This window comes from Burkholderia sp. IDO3 (assembly GCF_003366075.1).
GTDB classification, from domain to species: Bacteria; Pseudomonadota; Gammaproteobacteria; order Burkholderiales; family Burkholderiaceae; genus Burkholderia; species Burkholderia anthina.
Window position 1 is genome coordinate 1,441,878 of record NZ_CP028962.1, and the last position, 20,126, is coordinate 1,462,003.

Consider the following 20,126-nt stretch of genomic DNA (forward strand, 5'->3'; position numbering starts at 1 on the left):
CGGCGCGCAGCCGTCCGCGGCGGACGCAGGGAAGCGTCCGCCGATCGCGTGTGTCGGGACGGGATGCGCGCTGGCATGCATGCGCGGCGGCGCGCGCGGGCCGCCGCGCCGGGGTCAGCCCGCTTTCGCGAACGCCCAGCAGTCGTTGGCCGGGAATTCGATCCAGTGCTTGCCGGCCGCGCGCGGCACGTGGCCGAATGCGCGCAGGCGCATCTCGCCGCAATGGAACAGGTATTCCCAGCGGTCGCCGAGATACATCGACGTGACGAGATCGGCCTGCAGCCGGTTCGCGCCCGGGCCGTCGGCGACCTGCACGCGCTCGAGGCGGATCACGGCCTGCGCGTCCTGGCCCGGCGCGAACGTGTCGCGGGCGAGCGCCTGCAGCTCCCAGCCGTCGCCGGCGAGGGTCACGCGCTCGCCGTCGACGGCCGCGACGCGCGCGTCGATCCGGTTGTTGCTGCCCATGAATTCGGCGGTGTACAGCGAGCGCGGCGCACCGTACAGCTCGGCCGGCGTGCCTTCCTGTTCGATGCGGCCGTTGCGCAGCAGCAGGATGCGATCGGACATCGCCATCGCTTCGGTCTGGTCGTGCGTCACGCAGAGCGCCGACAGCCCGAGCGACACGATCAGCTCGCGCAGCCACGCACGCGCTTCCTCGCGCAGCTTCGCATCGAGGTTCGACAGCGGCTCGTCGAGCAGGATCACCGGCGGGTTGTAGACGAGCGCGCGCGCGATCGCGACGCGCTGCTGCTGGCCGCCCGACAACTGGTGCGGAAAGCGTTCGGCGAGATGGCCGAGGCCGAGCTGGTCGAGCGCGGTCTGCACGCGGCGCTTCTGTTCGGCCGGCGCGACGCGGCGCAGCTTGAGTCCGTAACCGACGTTGTCGGCGACGGTGCGGTGCGGCCACAGCGCGTACGACTGGAACACGAGGCCGAGCGAGCGCTGTTCGACGGGCAGGTCGACACGCTGCGCGCCGTCGAAGAACACTCGCTCGTCGAGCTGGATGCGCCCGTCGGACGGCTGTTCGAGGCCGGCCACCGCGCGCAGCAGCGTGGTCTTGCCGCTGCCCGACGCGCCGAGCAGGCACACGACTTCGCCGGCCTTCAGTTCGAACGACACGCCCTTGAGGATCGGGTTGGCGCCGTAGCTGAGGTGCAGGTCGTCGACGATGAGCTTATCCATGAAGTTTCACTCCGAAACGCAGGGCCACGCCGAGACCGGCGCCGACCATCGCGATGTTGATGACAGAGAGCGCGGCGACCTGGTCGACGGCGCCGGTCGCCCACAGCGACACGAGCAGCGCGCCGATCACTTCGGTGCCGGGCGACAGCAGATAGACGGCGGTCGAGTATTCGCGCTCGAAGATCATGAAGATCAGCAGCCACGCGGCGAGCAGGCCGAACCGCACGAGCGGCAGCGTGACGTCGAGCGACACGCGGCTGCGCGTCGCGCCGACGCTGCGGCCGGCTTCCTCGAGCTCGGGGCCGACCTGCAGCAGCGCGCTCTGGATGAGCCGCATCCCGTATGCGAGCCACACGACCGTGTACGCGATCCAGATGCTCCACATCGAGTTCTTGAGCTCGCGCAGGCCGGGGACGAACAGGAAGATCCACAGGAACGCGAGACCGGCGAGCAGGCCCGGCACCGCGCGCGGCAGCAGCACGAGGTAGTCGAGCAGCTTGGTCGCCCAGTCGTGGCGGCGGTGGCCGGCGAACGCGACGAGCGAGTAGAAGCCGACCGCGAGCGCGCCGCCGATCACGCCGATGCCGAGCGTGTTGACGATCGCGCGCACCAGGTTGTCCTGCTCGAACAGCTCGGTGAAGTTCGACAGCGTCAGCACTTCGGCGAGCGCGACGCCTTCGCCCCAGTTGGTCACGAACGCGCGCAGCACGATGCCGGAGATCGGCACGATCACGGTCAGCATCAGCCACAGTGCGACGATCGCGAGCGCGACCCAGCGCCAGACGCCGAGCGGCAGCACCGTCGCGCGGCCGGCCTTGCCCTTGACGGTCACGAAGCGGTTGGCCGTCTTCAGCAGGCGGCGCTGCAGCAGCACGAGCGGGAACGTGATCGCGACGATGCACACCGCGACCGCGGCCATCAGGTGATACGACGGCACGCCGAGCTTGTTGGTCAGCTTGTACAGGTAGGTCGCGAGCACGAGGTGGCCTTCCGGATCGCCGAGCACGAGCGGCAGCCCGAACACCTCGAAGCCGAGGAAGAACACGAGCACGCCGGCGAACAGCAGCGCGGGCATCGTCATCGGCAGGCTCACGTCGAGCGCGACGCGGAACGGGCGGGCGCCCGTCACGCGCGCGGCTTCCTCGACGTCCGAGCCGAGGTTGCGCAGCGCGGCCGACGAATACAGATACACGTGCGGCACGTGCGTGAGGCCGACGATCACCGTGATCGCGAAAATCGAATACACGTTCCAGGGCACGTTCTGCACCCCGAACAGTTCCTTGAACCACACCGAGTAGAAGCCGACCGGGCCGGCCGCGACCACGTAGCCGAACGCGAGCACCATCGGCGACACGAACACGGGCGTGAGCAGCAGCGGTTCGAGCCAGCGGCGGCCGGGCAGGTCGGTGCGCACCATCAGGAACGCGAGAATGCCGCCGAGCGGGATCGAGATGAACAGCATCCCGCCGGCGATGATGAACGAGTTCTTCACGGCCGACCAGAAGTCGGGGTCGGTGAAGATGAAGCGGAAGCCTTCGATGCCGAGCGTCTTGTTCGCGTCGAAGAACGGCGCGGACAGGAAGCTCTGGAACAGGATGAAGCCGAGCGGCAGCGCGACCGCGATGGTGAGCACCGCGACGACGATCCAGCGCAGCATGCCGGCGAGCGGCTGCAGGCTGTTGGCCGGCAGCGCGGGGATCGCGCCGCCGTGGCCGGTGGAGGGCGGTGCGGCCGGCGCCGTTGCCCGTGTGCTGGTTGAAAGCATGAGTTCACCCCTGCGGCCATCCGGATGGCCGCCTCTAGGAAGTCGGTAAGGGGAAGGGGCCGCCGCGCGCGAAGTGCGGCGGCGGCGCGTGGCCGGCCGAAGCCGGTCAACCGGTCAGCGCTTGATCGCCTGCTGCCATTGCTTCAGGAACGCGAGGCGCTTCGACTGGTCGAGATAGACGAGCAGGCCGGTGCCGATCTGGATCGGCTTCAGCGAGTCGCCGAGTTCCTTCGTGAGGCTCGCGGCCGACGTTTCGCCGCTCACGTCCGTGCGGATCGCGTACAGGTTCGCCTGGTTCGCGATCAGCGTCTGGCCGCGCTTCGACAGCAGGTAGTCGACCCACAGCTTCGCGGCGTTCGGGTTCTTCGCCTTCTTCGAGATCGTCGCGAGGCGGCTCACGACCTGCGTGTAGTCCTTCGGAAACACGTAGCCGATCGACTTGTCCTTCTTCGCCTTCGCATAGGCATACGAGCCGATGATGTTGTAGCCGATCAGGTTCTCGCCCGACGAGATCCGCTCCATCATCGCGCCGGTGCTCGACTGCAGCTTCGGGCCGGTCGCGCCGATCGCCTTCACGAGCTCCCACGTGACCTTCTCGTTCACGTGCGCGTCCTGCGTCAGGTAGTTGAAGCCGACGCCCGATTTCTCGATGTCGTAGGTCGTGACCTTGCCCTTGAACTTGTCGGCCTGCGTGGCGAGCAGCTTGATGAGATCGGCGCGGGTCTTCGGCACTTCGTTCTCGGGGATCAGGCGCTTGTTGTAGACGATCGCGAGCGGCTCGAACGTCGTGCCGTACGCCTGCTTCTGGTACTGCGCCCATTGCGGCACGTTCGGGCTTTCGGGCGAATCGTACGACGCCATCAGCCCGTCGTTGACGAGCTTGACCTGCAGGTCCATCGCCGAGCTCCACAGCACGTCGGCGCTGGTGCTGCTCGCCGCGTTCTCGCTGATGTAGCGGTTGTACAGTTCGGTGCTGTTCATGTCGTTGTACTCGACCTTCACGCCGTACAGGCTTTCGAAGTCCTTGATCAGCGGGCGGACGAGGCCCGTGTCGGTCGTCGAGTAGACGATCAGCTTGCCTTCCTTCTTCGCGGCGTCGACCACACCCTGGTAGTTACCCGGATACCCGGCCGGAACCTGCGCGGCGGCGCCACCGGCGGCGGTGCCCAGGACGATCGCCAGCGCGGCGGCGAGGTGCTTCGGTGCAAACGGCATGTCTTCCTCCAGTTACCTGTGTGTTGTTCGAGTGCTGCGGATGTTAATTGCGACGCACTTTCAGCCCGCTTTCATTTCGGTTCACAATAGCGGCCTTTGAGTCATGGATTTCCCGAGGTCCCCATGCGTGTGCTGCTCGTCGAAGACAACCCGAACCTGGCGCAATCGCTGAACGACGCGCTGAGCGCCGCGCGTTTCGCGGTCGATCACATGGCGGACGGGGAGGCGGCGGATCACGTGCTGCGCACGCAGGATTACGCGCTGGTGATCCTCGATCTCGGGCTGCCGAAGCTCGACGGGCTCGAGGTGCTGCGGCGGCTGCGCGCGCGCCGCAATCCGGTGCCGGTGCTGATCCTCACCGCGCACGGCTCGGTCGAGGACCGCGTGAAGGGGCTCGACCTCGGGGCCGACGATTATCTCGCGAAGCCGTTCGAATTGACCGAACTGGAGGCGCGCGCCCGCGCGCTGATCCGGCGCAGCCTCGGCCACGAGCATTCGCAGGTCGAATGCGGGACGCTGTCGTACGACAGCGTCGATCGCAGTTTCCGCCTCGCCGGCGAACCCTTGTCGCTCACGCCGCGCGAGCGCTCGGTGCTGGAGGTGCTGATCCTGCGCAACGGCCGCGCGATCAACAAGGAAACGCTGTCGGAGAAGATCTTCGGGCTCGACGAGTCGGTCAACGCGGATGCGATCGAGATCTACGTGTACCGGCTGCGCAAGAAGCTCGAGAACACCGGCATCGCGATCGTCACGCTGCGCGGGCTCGGATATCTGCTCGAAGCGAAGGCGGCGGAATGAACCGCCTCCGCGCCCGCGCTCGGCCCGTCGCCGCTGCGGCCCGGCGGCACGCATGATGCGTCGTCCGAACCTGCGCACGCAGGTCGCGCTGTGGCTGCTGCTGCCGCTGCTCGGGCTGCTCGCGCTCGACTCGTGGCTCACGTACCAGCGCGCGATGAGCGCCGCGCACGTCGCGTTCGACCGCACGCTGTCGTCGTCGCTGAAGTCGATTCGCGAAGGCGTGCGGCTCAACGAGGGCGAGATCGAGGTCGACCTGCCGTATCTCGCGCTCGAGATGTTCGAGTCGGGCGACGGCGGCAAGATCTACTACCTGATCCGCGAAGACAACGGCCGCACGATCACCGGCTATCCGGATCTGCCGCTGCCGCAGGGCGACGGCGCGCTGTTCGCGACGCGCTACTACGACGTCGTCTATCGCGGCGAGCAGTTGCGCATGGCCGCGCTGCGCGTGCCGGTGCACGACGTGCCGACCGCGCAGACGCGCATCGTCTGGGTGATGGTCGGCGAGACGATCGAGGCGCGCCAGGCGCTCGCGCGCGAGATCCTGATGGGCTCGCTGCTGCAGGAGGGGCTGCTCGTCGTGCTCGCGCTCGGGATCGTGTGGCTCGGCGTCGGGCGCGGGTTGCGGCCGCTGAACCGGCTGTCGGCGACGGTCGCCGCGCGCAGCGACGCCGATCCGACGCCGCTCGACACCGGCGGCATGCCGAGCGAGCTCGCGCCGCTCGTCGAGTCGATCAACCAGTACATCGGCCGCACGCAGCGGATGCAGGTCGCGCGCCGGCGTTTCTTCGCCGATGCGGCCCATCAGCTGAAAACGCCGCTCGCGGCCGTGCAGGCCGGCGTCGAGCTGGCGTTGCGGCCCGACGAGCAGCCGCGCGTGAACGTGCATCTGCGGCGCGTGAACGGCGCGGTGCGGCAGGCCGCGAAGATCGTCCAGCAACTGCTGTCGCTGTCGCGGCTGGATTCGGACAGCGGCCAGGCCGTCGCGCACCAGCGGCTCGCGCTGCACCGGCTCGCGCGCAGCGTGACGCTCGACTGGTCGCCGGTTGCCCGCTCGCGCGACATCGACCTGGGGTTCGAGCACGAGGCCGATGTCGACGTGCTCGGGCAGCCGGACCTGCTCGGCGAAATGATCGGCAACCTGGTCGACAACGCGATCCGCTACGCGGGCGATCGCGCGGTGATCACGGTGCGCGTGTCGCGTGACGGCGAGCATGCGCGGCTCGACGTGATCGACAACGGGCCGGGTATTCCGGCCGGCGAGCGCGACGCGGTGTTCGAGCGCTTCCATCGCGGCAGCAAGACGCAGACGGTCGAAGGCACGGGGCTCGGGCTGTCGATCGTGCGGGAGATCGCGCGCGTGCATCAGGGCAGCGTGACGCTGGCGGATGCGGTGGGCGGCGGGTTGGTCGTGACGATCCTGCTGCCGCTGGCGCAAGCCGACGGGCGTGTGCCGCAAGGAGGGCGCGTGACGGACGGCCCGGCACGCGCGCCGATGCGCGCGTCGACCTCGGCGATCCGTTCAGCGGCTACGACGGGGCGAGCATTGCGGCCGCGCGTGCCGCAGCGAGCGGGCGGGGAACGGGACGTGATCGTCGGCGCGAGGTTCGACCGGTCTACCGGCTATTCGGGCGACGGCGATACGGTTCCATGAGCGCCGCTCAATCGCCGAAGCCGATCTCCGCCTCGACTGCCTGTCCGACCTCGAGCCATGCGCCCGCGCCTTCGACGACGATCGCGTTGATGCCGAACGTCAGCGCGTCTTCGTAGTTCGGGTTCGCGCGATAGGTCTGCATCGTGTCGGTCGGCTCGTGCGGCCACGCCGGGTTCGGTGCGCCGGTTGCCTGGTCGATCGTCGGCATCGGGCAGCGTGTGCACAGCTTCACGAGGCGCAGCCGCACGGGCGTCGCGCCGTCGGCGTCGAGATGTTCGACGAAATCCTCTTCGTATGCATCGAGATCCGACACGACGATGTTCGGACGGAAACGGTTCATCGGAATCGCCGGCGCGCCTTTCGCGGCGAGCTTCGCGTTCAGGTCGTCGAGCGACGACTGGCCGATCACGAGCAGCGGATAGCCGTCCGCGAACTGCGTGTGCGTATCGATGTCGCCGGTCCATTTGCGGTTGCAGCCGCGGCGTGCGTCGGCGCCGAAGCGCGCGAGCTTCAGCGGCACGCCGAGGAATTCGGTGAGCCACGCGGCCGTTTCGGCGCCGGTGTCGATCGCGTCGACGGTGTCGCGCCAGACGGTCGCGGCCATCTTCGGCGTCGCGGGCGTCGCATCGCCGTCGAGCGGCGTGCGGATCTCCGGCATGCCCGGCGCGTTCAGCACCAGCGCATCGCTTTCGAGCGCGGTGCGGATCAGCGCGAGGCGCGGGTGCGTGCGTTGCGTGATCATCATCCCGTCCGGGGTCGTGATCAGCCAGTGGCGATCGTATGCGAGGCCCGTTTCGAGCAGCTGCGAGCGCGACAGCGCGATGCCGGCACAGGATTTGATCGGGTAGACGAAGAGTTCGGAGATGGCTGGCATGACGCTGGCGGACAGGCGAGGTGGGTCGAATCGCGATTGTGCCAGATCGTGCGAAAGCCGTTCGGGCGGTTGCGCACCGCCGCGCCGCCGCTCACGCCAGCGGAAAGCCGAGGTCGAACGTCGTGCGCACGTCGAGCGGCTGGCGCAGCAGCCCGGCCTTCAGGTAGAAGTCGGCCGTGCGCTGCTGCTCGGCGATCACCGTCGCGTCGATCGCCTGCCAGCGTGTGTTGCGGCGCTCGAACTGCAGTTTCGCGGCGGCCGGCGGGATGCCGATGATGCGGGCAAGCGCCGCGGAATACGCGTCGACGTGGCGGTACGACCAGACCTGCGCGCGGACGACGCGTTGCACGAAATCGCGCAGCACGTCGCGCTTCGACGCGATCGCCGCGTCGGTGGCCGCGACGTAGCTGAGGCCCGACCACAGCCCGCGGCCGCTGACCAGCACGCGCGCGCGGCCGCTCGTTTCGGCCAGCGCGGTGTACGGCTCCCACGTCGCCCACGCGTCGATCGATCCGGTTGCGAGCGCAAGCATCGTGTCGGCCGGCGACAGGAAGCGGAACGACACGGCGTCGGGCGGCAGCCCGGCTGCGTCGAGCGCCTTCAGCGTGACGAAATGGCCGATCGAGCCGCGCGTGGTGCCGATGCGCTTGCCTTTGAGGTCGGCCGCGCCTTTGAGCGTTGCGTCCGGTCGCACGAGCACGGCGGTGCCGTACGGGTCGGAACGGTTCGCGCCGATCACCTTGATGCGCGCGCCGGACGCGAGCGCGAAGATCACCGGTGCATCGCCGATCGGCCCGCAGTCGACGGCCGCCGCGTTCAGCGCTTCGGCCAGCGGCGCGGCGGCCGGGAATTCGGTCCACGCGATGTCGTAGGCGAGACCGTTCAGTTCGCCGGCCGCTTCGAGCAGCGCGCGCAGCCCGCCTTTCTGGTCGCCGGCGCGTAGCAGCGGCCGGGCGCCCGATTGCGCGTGCAGTGCGGCCGGAGCCAGGGCGACGGTGGCGAGGGCGCTTGCCTGGGCGAGGAACTGGCGTCGGGTCGGATTCATCGTGAAGTTCGGTCGTGGAAATGATTCGGAAGCGGTTCAGGGATTCAATGCGGAAGGCCGGCCTGCACGTCGCGCACCGGTTCGGCATCCACGCGCAGCAGCAGTGCAGTCAGCGGATCGGCGTTCGTGGCGACGGTCGACGGCCGTGCGGTCGCATCCGAGCGGCACAGCAGGTCGTCGGCCGACCAGCCCGCGCTGCCCGGCAACGCACGCGCGCGCAGCCAGCCGCGCCGGTCGGCGAGCAACTGCGTGCCGCCTAGCGTATCGGGCGCCACGCCCGCGATCGTCGCGAACGCTTGCCATGCGCCGGGCGTCGACGCGACGCAGCTCGCACGCGAGCCGCCGGCCAATGGCGCGGGCGTCGCGCCGTCGGTGACGAGCAACGTCTGCCAGCGCGGGTCTTCCGCCGGCGGCGTGCCGCCCGGCGCGAGCGCGACGATGCGCACACGCTGGCCTTCGCGCCAGCGGTCGAGCGGTTGCGGCGCGGCGTTGCCGCAGCGCACGTCGAGCACCGGCAGCGGGACGGGCACGGGCCACGCACCTTCGGCCTGCGCGCCGCTGCCGGCCGACAGCGCTTTCAGGTAGTCGAGCACGGCCCAGGTGTCGGCGGGGTCGAGCGTCGCGGCAAAGCCGGGCATCGACGGCGCGCCGTGTCCGTCGTGCGTGCCATGCCGCACGCGCCAGTACAGTTCGCCGTCGAGCCGGCGCGCGAGCAGCGTGCCGGCGAAGGTCGGCGGCCAGTGCGCGAGCGTTGCCGCGAGCGGTCCTTCGCCGCGGCCGTCCGCGCCGTGGCAGGCCGCGCAGTGTTGCGCATACAGATGTGCGCCGTGCATCACGTGTTCCACGGAAAAGGGCGCGGGATTGCGCTGGAAGCTCGTGGGCACGGCGGGTGCGAGCCACAGCGACGACGGCGGCCACGGCGCGAACCACGCGACGGCCAGCGCGGCGATGGCCGACGCCACACGCCACCTGCGCGACGCGATCGCGACGCCCCCAAGCGCGACGGCGAGCGCGGTCGCCGCAACGGCGAACGCGAGCTGCCGCGTGAGCCCCGTGTCGATGCGCAGCGTTTCCAGCGCGATCCGGTGCGCCCACGGCCACGCGGCTTGCCCGTCGGCGTCGCCGGTCAGCCCGGCCGCATGCAGCGCCTGAGATAGCACGGTCTGCACGCGATACAGCAGTTGCAGGAAGACGAGCGCCCAGTCGGCGAATGGCGGCGCGCTCATCGGCGCGGCCCGTGCCGCCGCGAACCGGCCAGCCGGCGAACGACACCGCGCATCTACCAGCTCGCATCGAGTCCGAGATGCCGCAGCGCTTCGTGGCGCAGTTCGGCAAGGCGCGGGTCGCCGCGATGGCGCGGATAGGGCAGGTCGACGCGCAGTTCCGCGACGATCCGGGCGGGACGCGGCCCGAACACGATCACGCGTTGCGCGAGGAACAGCGCTTCCTCGACGTCGTGCGTGACGAGCAGCGCGGAAAATCCGTCGCGTTGCCACAGCGCGGTGAGTTCGGCCTGCATCGTGAGCCGCGTCAGCGAGTCGAGCTTGCCGAGCGGCTCGTCGAGAATCAGCAGCCGCGGATCGTTGACGAGCGCCCGCGCGAGCGCGACGCGCTGCGCCATCCCGCCCGACAGCTGATGCGGAAACACGTTCGAGAATTCCTGCAGCCCGACGCGCGCGAGCGCATCGTCGACGCGATGCTGCGCGGTGCGCGCCACGCCGCGCGCTTCGAGGCCGAGCGCGACGTTCGCGCGCACGCGGCGCCACGGGTACAGCGTCGGATCCTGGAACACGACGATGCGCGACGGATCGGGCTGCTCGATCGGCGCGCCGTCCTGCGCGATCGTGCCTTGCCGTGCGGCGTCGAGGCCCGCGACGAGCCGCAGCAGCGTCGATTTCCCGCAGCCGCTCGGGCCGAGCAGCGCGACGAATTCGCCGGCCGCGACCGACAACGTGACGTCGTCGAGCACCGGCAGCGGGCCGCCGGGGCCGTCGAACGCATGGCTCACGTGGCGGATGTCGATGCGCGCGCCGCGCGGCGCTGCCGCGGCGGGCGCCGCTGAAACGGACGATTCGAGAACGGCGGCGCTTACCATTTGACGGTTCCTTTCTGCCACGCGAGCACACGGTCGCGCACCGCGAACAGCAATGCGATCAGCCCGGAAAACAGCAGCGCCATCACGATCAGCGCCGCATACATGTTCACGTACGATGCCCAGCCCTGCGCCCAGCTCAGGTACCAGCCGAGCCCCGACTTGACGCCCATCATCTCGGCGACGACCAGCACCGTGAACGACGCGCTCAGCCCCATGAAGATGCCGACGAACACGTGCGGCAGCGCGGCCGGAATCGCGACGCGCAGCACCAGGAAGCGCGCGTTCGCCCCGAGCGTGCGCGCGACGTCGTAGTACTGCCGGTTCACGCTCGCGACGCCCGACCATGTCAGCACCGCGACCGGGAAGCCGGTCGCCAGCGCGATCAGGAACGCGGCGGCCGAATAGCTGGTCGGGAAGAAGTAGAACGTGAGCGGCAGCAGTGCGGTGGCCGGCACGGGGCCGAGCACGCGCAGCACCGGATGGACCCAGTAGCCGATGCGGCGCGACCAGCCGATCGACACGCCGACGGCGAACCCGACCGCGACGCCGTACGCAAAGCCGAGCGCGAGCAGCTTCAGCGTATTGCCGGCGCTGCCGGCGAGGCGCGGCCAGTCGTCGACGTACACCTCGATCAGCGCCTGCGGCGGCGCGAAGAACGGCGTCGGCAGCCAGCCGGTTTTCGCGGTGACGATTTCCCACGCGGCGAGCACGAGCGGCAGCGCGACGAGCCACGGGCCGGCCGCACGCACGCGGGCGAGCCGTGCGCGCGTGGCCGGCACGCGATGGCCGAGCGTCGCGGCGACGAGCAGCAGCGCGGCGATCACCCACGCGGCGGTGCCGAACGTGTCGGTGTACGCCCAGTCGGTGAAGCCGACGACGCGGTTCGGCCACAGCTGAGTGAGCGCGCCGAGCACGGCCCACGCGAGCGCCGCGACGATGCCGGTCGGCCAGGTGCGCGCCCGGCGGGCTTCGGCCGCGAGCGTCGCGTCGCAGGCCGTGCACGCGGCACGGGGCGGCGTAGCGGTGGCGGCGCCGGCCGGTGCCGACGCGGAGCGTGTGGTGGAGGCGTGTTCGATCGTCGACATCGCGTCACCCCAGCACGTTCGCATAGACCTGCTGCGCGAAGCGCTGCGGGTCCGTACTCTTCTTCAGCACGTTGATGCGGCGGAAATCGTCCGCATAGAACGCGATTTCCTGCTGCAGGTCGACGTTGGTCGGGTGGTGCGTATAGGTCAGCGTCGCGTACAGCTTGCGCAGGTCGTCCGGGTTGATCTTCGGCGAATACTTCGCGAACGCCTTCGCGGCTTCGTTCGGGTTGTCGTGCGTGTATTCGGTGGCCTGCACGATCGAGCGCGCGAGCGCGGCAGCGGTCGGCCGGTCGTTGCGCACGAGGTCGCCGCGCGCGCCGATCACGCAGCACACCTTGCGCGCGTATTCGCCGGACAGGTTCGTCGCGAGTTCCGCATACGCGCCGTTGCTGCGCTTCTCGAGCAGATAGAGGTTCGGGTCGCCGTCGGCGATCGCCTGGATCTCGCCCTTGTCGACCGCCACGCCGAGCAGGTCGGCCGGATACTGCCGCCACGTGATGTCGCGCTCGGGATCGATGCCGTTCTTCGCGAGCAGGATCGAGAAGAAGTGCTTGCCGGGCGCGGCGAGATCGCTGACGCCGACGGTCTTGCCCTTCAGCGCCTGCAGCGTCGTGACGCCGGCCGTCTTCGAACCGAGCAGCCGCACGCAGCCGCCGTGCGAGCTGCCGATGATCTTCACGTCGAAACCGGCTTCGAGCGGCTTGAGCCAGCGGTGGATCATCCCGACCGCCGCGTCGGCCTTGCCGGTCGCGATCGATTCGAGCAGCTGGTCGGTCGACCCGCTGTAGTTGATCAGCTCGACCTTCAGCCCGTTCTTCTCGAAGAAGCCGTTCTCTTGCGCGACGACGATCGGCGTCAGGCAGAACGCGTTCTGGTTCCACGCGAACGTGAGCTTCTTCAGCGGCGGCGCGGACCACGCCTTGCGGCCGAGCGTGATCGCCGGCGCGGCGAGCGCGGCCGCGCCAGCCGCGCGCAGCAGCCGGCGGCGTTTGTCGTCGTGCGCGCCGGGCGGCGCGGATGCGGGAGTATCGGTCATGGTGTGGTCTCCGGTTGCGGTTCCGGTTTCGTGCGAGGGTGGTCAGTCGAGCAGGTCGGGTTCGTCGGCGACGACGCGCGCGAACAGGCTGTCGAACGCATGCAGCGCGCCGTCGGGGCCGCCGATCTGGCCATGCGTGTGCTGCGCGGTGGCGTGGTCGATCGGTTGCGGCGTGCCGGCCGCTTCGGCGAGCAGCTGCGTATGTGCGGCGTTGTCGAGCGCGATGTACCACCACGCGGCGGCTTCCACGGTCGGGCCGGCCGTCAGGATCCCGTGGTTTTTCAGGATCGCGCCCTTGTGCGTCGTGCCGTCGGGTTTCGCGAGTGCGTCGGCGATCCGCGCGCCTTCGCTCGTATCGACCACCATCCCCGTGAAGTCGTCGAACAGCGCGTGGTCCTCGTAGAACACGCATGCGTCCTGCGTCAGCGGGTCGAGCGTGCGGCCGAGGGTCGACCACGCCTTGCCGTAGGTCGAATGCGTGTGCGCGGCCGCGACGATGTGCGGGTGCGCGTCGTGGATCGCCGCATGGATCGCGAACGCGGCCTTGTTCAGCGGCCGGTTGCCGATCGCGGTTTCGCCGCGCGCATTGACGAGCAGGAGGTCCGACACCTTGATCTGCGAGAAATGCACGCCGAGCGGATTCACCCAGAAGTGGTCGGGCAATTCCGGATCGCGCGCGGTGATGTGGCCGGCGAGCCCCGATGCGAAGCCGAAGCGTGCGAACAGGCGGAATGCGGCCGCGAGCCGCTCCTGCCGATGGCGGCGCTCGGCGGCGACGTCGACGCGCGGCGCGGACGGTTCGAACCAGAAATGCTGGCGCGGCGTGTCGGCGAGCACGAGGCCCGACGCGGTGCGCACGGGCGGGGAAGAGGACAGGACGGCGGACATGGCGGGCGTCTCCGGTTGCGTCAGGCGGCGCGACGCGCGGCGTCGCGTGCGGCAACGGCGCTGCGCACGCGCGGAATCAGCTCGCGGCCGAAGTCGATCGCATCGTCGAGCGGGTCGAAGCCGCGGATCAGGAACGTCGTCACGCCGAGGTCGTAGTAGTCGAGCAGCGCATCGGCGACCTGTTCGGGCGTGCCGACCAGCGCGGTCGAATTCGAGCGCGCGCCGGTGAGCTTCGCGATCTCGGTCCACAGCCGCTTGTCGACGCGCGCGCCGCGATCGGCCGCGGCGAGCAGGCGGCGCGCGCCTTCGCTCTGCTGCGGGCCGCCCGCGCCGAGCCCGGCCGCTTCGCGCAGCCGGCGCGTTTCGTCGAGGATGCGATGCGCGCGCGCCCACGCTTCGTCTTCGGTCGCCGCGAGAATCGGGCGGAACGACACGGAGAAGCGCACCTGTCGGCCGTGCTTCGCGGCTTCGGCGCGCACGCGGGTCGTCAGGTCGCGCACCTGGTCGAGCGATTCGCCCCACAGCGCATAGACGTCCGCGTGCTTGCCGGCCACGTCGAGCGCCGCTTCCGACGCGCCGCCGAAGTAGATCGGCACGTGCGGTTGCTGGAACGGCTTCACGTCCGAAAAGCCCTGCGTGAAGCGGTAATGCGCGCCGTCGTGATCGAACGGCTTCGTTTCGGTCCAGATGCGCCGCAGGATGCCGAGATATTCGTCGGTGCGCGCATAGCGCGCGTCGTGATCGAGGAAATCGCCGTCGCGCTGCTGTTCGCTGTCCGAGCCGCCGGAAATGAAGTGCACGGCGAGCCGGCCGCGGCTGAACTGGTCGAGCGTCGCGATCTGCCGCGCGGCGAGCGTCGGCGCGGTGAAGCCCGGGCGATGCGCGAGCATGAAATGGATGCGCTCGGTCGCGGCGGCCGCGAACGCGATCGTCAGCGTGGCCGACGGGCCGGTCGAGTGGTGCGGAACGAGGATCCGGTCGAAACCGGCCGTTTCGTGGGCGCGGGCGAACGCGCGGACATAGTCGGGGTCGACGACAGGGCCGGACGGCGGATGGATTTCCGACTGCTTCTGGCTCTGGATCATGCCGATGAATTCGACGCTCATCTGGGTCTCCGGTGCTGGGACGGCCCGGCACGGCCAGCGGCGGCTGTCCGGGGCGGGAATGGAGCGCAGATTACCGCCGCGATCATGCGAAATGGAAATAATCAATCCCGATTTGAATATCAGATTTGCATGGTTTGGGCGCTTGCGCGTTGCGCATACGCTGTGGGTTCGCGATCGAATCGGGAGGGTGGCGGCTGCGTGTCGCGGAAGGCCGCGGCGCGGGTATGCGCGGGATCGGGATGCCGCGCGAGGTGCGCGGTCCGTCGCGGTCCGCCTCCGAACGCCGGGGCATCGGCGACGCCGGGTCGAAGAGGACCCGCGGCCGAGCCCGCCGCGCCACCCGCCTGTCGATCTCCGCCGTTGCGTAATCCAGTCGATTACGCCTTACGCCGTTACCGAGGGAATCCGTACCGATGTCCGCCAGCCTTGCTGCCTCCTCGCCACCTTCGCAGCAGTCGTCGCTGCGCCACCTGCCTGCCGACGATGCGCGCGTCGCCGCGCTGCTCGAACGTCTTTCGTCCGAACTCGCCGCGGACGCGGCCCGCAACGACACCGAACGACGTTTCCCGCACGAGAACTTCGCGCGGCTGCATCGCGCTGGGCTGATCGCCCAGGTCGTGCCGCGCGAGCATGGCGGCGCCGGCGCGACGCTCGCGCAGGCGAGCCGGATCGTGGCTGCCGTCGGGCGTGCCGATCCCGCCACCGCATTGGTGCTGACGATGACGTATCTGCAGCATCGCGCGCTCGGCCGGGCCGATAACCGCTGGCCCGCGCGCCTGCGAGCGGCGGTGTTCGATAGCGCGGTCGACGAAGGCGCGCTGATCAACGCATTGCGCGTCGAGCCGGCGCTCGGCTCGCCATCGCGCGGCGGCTTGCCGGAAACGATCGCGCGCCGCGACGGCGACGGCTGGCGGTTGTCCGGCCACAAGCTGTACAGCACCGGCATTCCGGCGCTGCGCTGGCTGGCCGTGTGGGCGCGCACCGACGAACCCGAGCCGCGCGTCGGCGTGTTCCTCGTGCCGCGCGAGCGCGGCGCGGACGACGCGCGGATCCGCGTGATCGAAAGCTGGGATCACCTCGGCCTGCGCGCATCGGGCAGCCACGAGGCGGTGTTCGACGACGTGCCGCTCCCCGCCGATCATGCGGTGGACGTGCGCGCGCCGGATGCCTGGGCCGTGTCGGCCGCGAGTCACGCGGATGCCGACGCGCAGACCGACCAGCAGGCGTGGATGGTCGCGCTGCTCGGCAGTCTTTACGACGCGGTGGCGCGCGCGGCGCGCGACTGGCTGCTCGATTTCGCGACGACCCGCGCGCCGAGCGGGCTCGGTGCGCCGCTCGCGACGCTGCCGCGCGTGCAGGAAGCCGTCGGCGAGATCGAAGGCTGGCTGCATGCGAACCGCGTGCTGCTCGACGATCACATCGCGCGCACCGATGCGGGCGACGCGCCGTCGGTGACGACGAGCGGGCTCGTCAAGCGGACCGTGACGGAACAGGCGATCCGCGTCGTCGAGCACGCGTTGAAGCTGTCGGGCAATCACGGGCTGAGCCGCCACAATCCGCTCGAACGCCACTATCGCGACGTGCTGTGCAGCCGCGTGCATACGCCGCAGGATGATGCGATCGCGGTTGCCGCGGGGCGCGCCGCGCTCGATGCGGCGGCGCGGCGTGCAGCGACGAACGCTAAGGCCGAAGCGTCGTCCCGCCACGCGCCTGCGTCCGGTCGAAACGATGCGTGAGCGGGGCGGTGTTGCAGTCGGCGGAACCCGGACGACGCCGTGCCGGCGCCGCCGGTTCGGCTCAGGCGGCTTCGTCGTGTTCGGCCGCATCCGCGGGCAGTGCGAACGCCGTGCGCGCATGCGCGGCCACGGCCGCGAGCGGCGCCGCGAAGCGCGCGGCGTCCTGCCGGTGCAGCAGCCACAGGTCGATCTGCGGTTTGAAATCGGCGAGCGGCACGATGTCGAGCGCATCGCGCAGCGGGCTGCCTTCGACGAGCGGCAGCGGCATCAGCCCGATGCCGAACCCGTTCGCGACGCTCTGCAGTTGCAGGTCGCGGCCATAGGTATCGAGCGTGACCGGCATCGGCAGCCCCTGCGCGTCGAGCGCGCGGCGCAGGCCGGCACGAAAGCCGCAGCCGTCGGGATTGAGTACCCAGCCGCGCGCATGGCAATCCGCGAGCCGGTAGCTGCGGCGCGGCCAGTCGCCCTTGCGGCCGACCGCGACGAGCCGCGTGGCCAGCAGCCGAACGCCTTCGACCTGCGGCGGCAGCACCATCTCGCGCGCGAGGAATACCAGCGCCGCGTCGAGTTCGCGGCGCGCGACGCGCTCGACGAGCATGCCGCCCCACGCGGTCGTGACCTGCGTCGCGAGCGCGGGCCAGGGTTCGGCGAGCTGCGCGATCAGGCCGGGCAGCATCAGCTCGCCGAGCCCCTGCGTGAGGCCGACGCGGAACTCGCCGGCGGGCGGCCGCTGGCCGGCCGTCAGTTCGCGCAGCGCATCGACTTCGCGCAGGATCGTGCGGCACTGCGCGAACACCTGCAGCCCGATGTCGGTCGGGCGCGGCGGCTTCGTGTTGCGGTCGAGCAGCGTCACGCCGAGCGCTTCCTCGAGATTCTGCACGCGCCGCGTGATCGCCGGCTGCGTCATGCCGAGTTCGGCCGCGGCCTGGCTCAGGGTCTGACAGCGCACGACCGCTGCAAAAGCATCGATATCGCTAATTTTCATGTTTGTTCTGCATGGTCTTTCAGGTGCATCATGACGATCCATCATATTCGGCATCATATTCGAGGAGGCAGCCGATGAGTACGCTTTCGTTGCATCAGACGCCGCTGCGTCCGTTCGTCGACGGGCTGGGCGCGTTGCTCGCGTCCGGCGCGAACGAGGCGCGCATCCTCGACGAGGGCGGTGCGCTGCTCGGCGCGCTCGTCGCGCACGACGACTGGCTGCCCGACGCGTTCGCGCAACCGGACCCTGAACGCTACCGCCAGTACCTGCTGCATCTCGATCCCGACGAGCGGTTCTCCGTCGTCAGCTTCGTGTGGGGGCCCGGCCAGACGACGCCGATCCACAACCACACGGTGTGGGGGTTGATCGGGATGCTGCGCGGCGGCGAGTTTTCGCAGCCGTACCGGTTCGACGCGACCGGCAAGCCGGTGCCGGCGGGCAATGCGGTGCGGCTCCGGCCCGGCGAGGTCGAGGCCGTGTCGCCGCGCATCGGCGACGTGCATCGCGTGACCAACGCGTTTGCCGACCAGGTGTCGATCAGCATCCACGTGTACGGTGCGAACATCGGCAAGGTCGAGCGCGCGGTGTTCCTCGACGACGGCACCGTGAAGCCGTTCGTGTCCGGCTATTCGAATGCCTGACGCGCATGCGTGCAGCCGGATGCGCGTGAGCGGCCCGTTGCACGCGCGCGCCGGCAGCCGCAAGATTCATCCGTTTTCGTTCGTTTTCGTGCGTTTTCTTCACCGACTTCAACAGCATTCAACAGAGACATCGTGACGCAATCCGCTGATTCCACTTTCCGTTTTCCCGCCGCGTCGTACCAGGACGTACGCGCGCGCCTGCTGGCCCGCGACGAGATCGCGCTGATCGACGTGCGCGAGGAAGACCCGTACGCGCAGGGCCATCCGCTGTGGGCCGCGAACTTTCCGCTGTCGAAGCTCGAACTCGACGCGTGGACGCGCATTCCGCGCCGCGACACGCCGATCGTCGTCTACGGCGAAGCCGGCGGCGAGGATCTCGCGCCGCGCGCGGCCGCGAAGCTCGTACAGCTCGGCTATACCGACGTGCGCGTGCTCGAGGGCGGCCTTGCGGGCTGGCTCGCCGCGGGCGGCGAACTGTTCATCGACGTGAACGTGCCGAGCAAGTCGTTCGGCGAATGGGTCGAGGCCGAGCGCCACACGCCGTCGCTGTCGGCGCAGGAAGTGCAGGCGCTGATCGACGCGAAGGCCGACGTCGTGATCGTCGATGCGCGCCGCTTCGACGAATACCAGACGATGAACATTCCGACGTCGACGAGCGTGCCGGGCGCGGAACTGGTGCTGCGCGTGCGGGCGCTCGCGCCGGACCCGCGGACGCAGGTCGTGGTGAACTGCGCGGGCCGCACGCGCAGCATCATCGGCACGCAGTCGCTGATCAACGCGGGATTGCCGAACCCGATCGCGGCGCTGCGCAACGGCACGATCGGCTGGACGCTGGCCGGCCAGACGCTCGAACGCGGCGCCGCGCGACGCTTTCCGGACGACATCGATGCCACGCAGCGCGCCGAAGCCCGCCGCGCCGCGCGCGCGGTGGCCGAACGCGCCGGCGTGCCGCGCATCGCGCTCGCGGACGTCGCCGCGCTCGACGAGCCGGGCCGCACGCTGTACCGCTTCGACGTGCGCACGCCGGAGGAATACGAGGCAGGTCATCTGCCGGGCTTTCTCGGCACGCCGGGCGGCCAGCTCGTGCAGGAGACCGACCACCACGCGGCGGTGCGCGGCGCGCGGATCGTGCTCGCCGACGACGACGGCGTGCGCGCGGACATGAGCGCATCGTGGCTCGCGCAGATGGGCTGGGACGTGCGCGTCGTCGAACCGGCCGGTACGGCGGCGTTCGTCGAGCGCGGCCAGCCGCCGCGCGACGTGCCGGCGACGCCGCGGGCCACCGAGGTGTCGCCCGCGACGCTCGCGGGCTGGCTGAAGGAGGGGGCCGAAGGCGAGATCGCGATCGTCGACGTGACGACCAGCGCGAACTACGTGAAGCGCCATATCCCCGGCGCATGGTTCGTCGTGCGCGCGCAGTTGCGCGACGCGCTCGCCGCGATTCCGCCGGCGCAGCGCTACGTGTTCACATGCGGCTCGAGCCTGCTCGCGCGGTTCGCGGCGGACGACGCGCGCGCACTGCTGCCGGCTTCCGCCGAAATCGCGGTGCTGACGGGCGGCACGGCCGCGTGGATCGACGCGGGGCTGCCGCTCGAACACGGCGAGACGCGCCTGGCATCGCCGCGCGTCGACCGCTACCGGCGCCCGTACGAAGGCACCAACAACGCGGCGGCCGCGATGCAGGCGTATCTCGACTGGGAATACGGGCTCGTCGATCAGTTGAAGCGGGACGGCACGCATCATTTCGGCGTGATCTGAGTGCGGAGCGGCAACCGGCGCGCGACATGACGTTCGCCGCGCCCGGTCGCCGCATATCCGGCAGCGCATCGCAGCGTGCTGCATCGCATGGACGGACGACGGCGGGCGAATCGGGCGCATTCCCGCCCGCCTCAGGGCAGGCGGCGGGCCGGATGCACTAAACTTGCGGGACTTTTGCATCGCCGCGCCGGGCCGACCCCCGCCCGCGCACGGCGATGCGGCGACTCGCGGGCCGGCGCGGGCGCCCGGCGCCCACGGGC

General features: G+C 70.1%; 16 protein-coding genes and 1 pseudogene. 5 read left to right on the forward strand and 12 right to left on the reverse strand.

Annotation, left to right across the window (positions count from 1 at the left end):
* Positions 1-114: 114 nt before the first annotated feature.
* The 3 genes from DCN14_RS06650 to DCN14_RS06660 all read right to left on the reverse strand — a co-directional run bounded on the left by DCN14_RS06650 (position 115) and on the right by DCN14_RS06660 (position 4,162).
* Positions 115-1,182 carry an ABC transporter ATP-binding protein gene (locus tag DCN14_RS06650; protein ID WP_096498901.1) on the reverse strand — a complete coding sequence of 356 codons (1,068 nt, stop codon included), beginning with the start codon at positions 1,180-1,182 and terminating at the stop codon, positions 115-117.
* Positions 1,175-2,947 carry an iron ABC transporter permease gene (locus tag DCN14_RS06655; protein WP_096498899.1) on the reverse strand — a complete coding sequence of 591 codons (1,773 nt, stop codon included), beginning with the start codon at positions 2,945-2,947 and terminating at the stop codon, positions 1,175-1,177. Before DCN14_RS06655 ends, DCN14_RS06650 begins: the two co-directional genes overlap by 8 nt.
* A gap of 114 nt (positions 2,948-3,061) precedes the next feature.
* Positions 3,062-4,162: an ABC transporter substrate-binding protein gene (locus DCN14_RS06660; RefSeq protein ID WP_096498897.1), complete on the reverse strand. Its 1,101-nt coding sequence runs from the start codon at positions 4,160-4,162 to the stop codon at positions 3,062-3,064.
* Positions 4,163-4,285: 123 nt separating this feature from the next.
* On the opposite strand from DCN14_RS06660, the gene DCN14_RS06665 reads away from it, so the two are divergent.
* Both DCN14_RS06665 and DCN14_RS06670 read left to right on the forward strand, forming a co-directional pair.
* The gene (locus tag DCN14_RS06665; RefSeq protein WP_096498895.1) at positions 4,286-4,960 is read left to right on the forward strand and encodes a response regulator; all 675 of its coding nucleotides are present in this window, start codon (positions 4,286-4,288) and stop codon (positions 4,958-4,960) included.
* A gap of 55 nt (positions 4,961-5,015) precedes the next feature.
* Positions 5,016-6,365 (forward strand): annotated as a pseudogene (locus tag DCN14_RS06670) (sensor histidine kinase N-terminal domain-containing protein); the annotation flags it as partial.
* Positions 6,366-6,621: 256 nt separating this feature from the next.
* Here the strand turns inward: DCN14_RS06670 and DCN14_RS06675 are convergent.
* From DCN14_RS06675 to DCN14_RS06710, 8 genes are all read right to left on the reverse strand, one after another.
* Positions 6,622-7,488, reverse strand: coding sequence for an MOSC N-terminal beta barrel domain-containing protein (locus tag DCN14_RS06675; RefSeq protein ID WP_096498893.1), 867 nt, complete (start codon positions 7,486-7,488; stop codon positions 6,622-6,624).
* A 91-nt stretch (positions 7,489-7,579) separates the two neighbouring features.
* Positions 7,580-8,533 (reverse strand): ABC transporter substrate-binding protein, encoded by a 954-nt coding sequence (locus DCN14_RS06680; protein ID WP_096498891.1) that lies wholly within the window; start codon positions 8,531-8,533, stop codon positions 7,580-7,582.
* A 44-nt stretch (positions 8,534-8,577) separates the two neighbouring features.
* The gene (locus DCN14_RS06685) at positions 8,578-9,759 is read right to left on the reverse strand and encodes a cytochrome c (protein WP_096498889.1); all 1,182 of its coding nucleotides are present in this window, start codon (positions 9,757-9,759) and stop codon (positions 8,578-8,580) included.
* 53 nt (positions 9,760-9,812) lie between these two features.
* Positions 9,813-10,628: an ABC transporter ATP-binding protein gene (locus DCN14_RS06690; RefSeq protein ID WP_096498887.1), complete on the reverse strand. Its 816-nt coding sequence runs from the start codon at positions 10,626-10,628 to the stop codon at positions 9,813-9,815.
* The gene (locus DCN14_RS06695; protein WP_096498885.1) at positions 10,622-11,713 is read right to left on the reverse strand and encodes an ABC transporter permease subunit; all 1,092 of its coding nucleotides are present in this window, start codon (positions 11,711-11,713) and stop codon (positions 10,622-10,624) included. Before DCN14_RS06695 ends, DCN14_RS06690 begins: the two co-directional genes overlap by 7 nt.
* A 4-nt stretch (positions 11,714-11,717) precedes the next feature.
* Entirely contained in the window at positions 11,718-12,752 is a 1,035-nt protein-coding gene (locus DCN14_RS06700) for an ABC transporter substrate-binding protein (protein ID WP_096498883.1), read from the reverse strand.
* Positions 12,753-12,794: 42 nt separating this feature from the next.
* Positions 12,795-13,640, reverse strand: coding sequence for a class II aldolase/adducin family protein (locus DCN14_RS06705; RefSeq protein ID WP_096498881.1), 846 nt, complete (start codon positions 13,638-13,640; stop codon positions 12,795-12,797).
* A 20-nt stretch (positions 13,641-13,660) separates the two neighbouring features.
* Positions 13,661-14,746: an LLM class flavin-dependent oxidoreductase gene (locus DCN14_RS06710; RefSeq protein ID WP_096498878.1), complete on the reverse strand. Its 1,086-nt coding sequence runs from the start codon at positions 14,744-14,746 to the stop codon at positions 13,661-13,663.
* Positions 14,747-15,159: 413 nt separating this feature from the next.
* Between DCN14_RS06710 and DCN14_RS06715 the strand changes: the two genes are divergently transcribed.
* Entirely contained in the window at positions 15,160-16,482 is a 1,323-nt protein-coding gene (locus tag DCN14_RS06715) for an acyl-CoA dehydrogenase family protein (RefSeq protein ID WP_096498876.1), read from the forward strand.
* Between the two features lie 61 nt (positions 16,483-16,543).
* On the opposite strand, the gene DCN14_RS06720 is transcribed toward DCN14_RS06715, so the two are convergent.
* On the reverse strand, positions 16,544-17,467 hold the full coding sequence (locus DCN14_RS06720) for a LysR family transcriptional regulator (RefSeq protein ID WP_096498874.1): 924 nt from the start codon (positions 17,465-17,467) through the stop codon (positions 16,544-16,546).
* A gap of 74 nt (positions 17,468-17,541) precedes the next feature.
* Here DCN14_RS06720 and DCN14_RS06725 point away from each other — a divergent pair, with 74 nt between their 5' ends.
* Together DCN14_RS06725 and DCN14_RS06730 are read left to right on the forward strand one after the other, a co-directional pair.
* A complete protein-coding gene (locus DCN14_RS06725; RefSeq protein ID WP_096498872.1) occupies positions 17,542-18,108 on the forward strand; it encodes a cysteine dioxygenase in 567 nt (188 codons plus the stop codon).
* Between the two features lie 132 nt (positions 18,109-18,240).
* Positions 18,241-19,866, forward strand: a complete 1,626-nt coding sequence (locus DCN14_RS06730) for a rhodanese-related sulfurtransferase (RefSeq protein WP_096498870.1) — start codon at positions 18,241-18,243, stop codon at positions 19,864-19,866.
* Positions 19,867-20,126 lie beyond the last annotated feature (260 nt).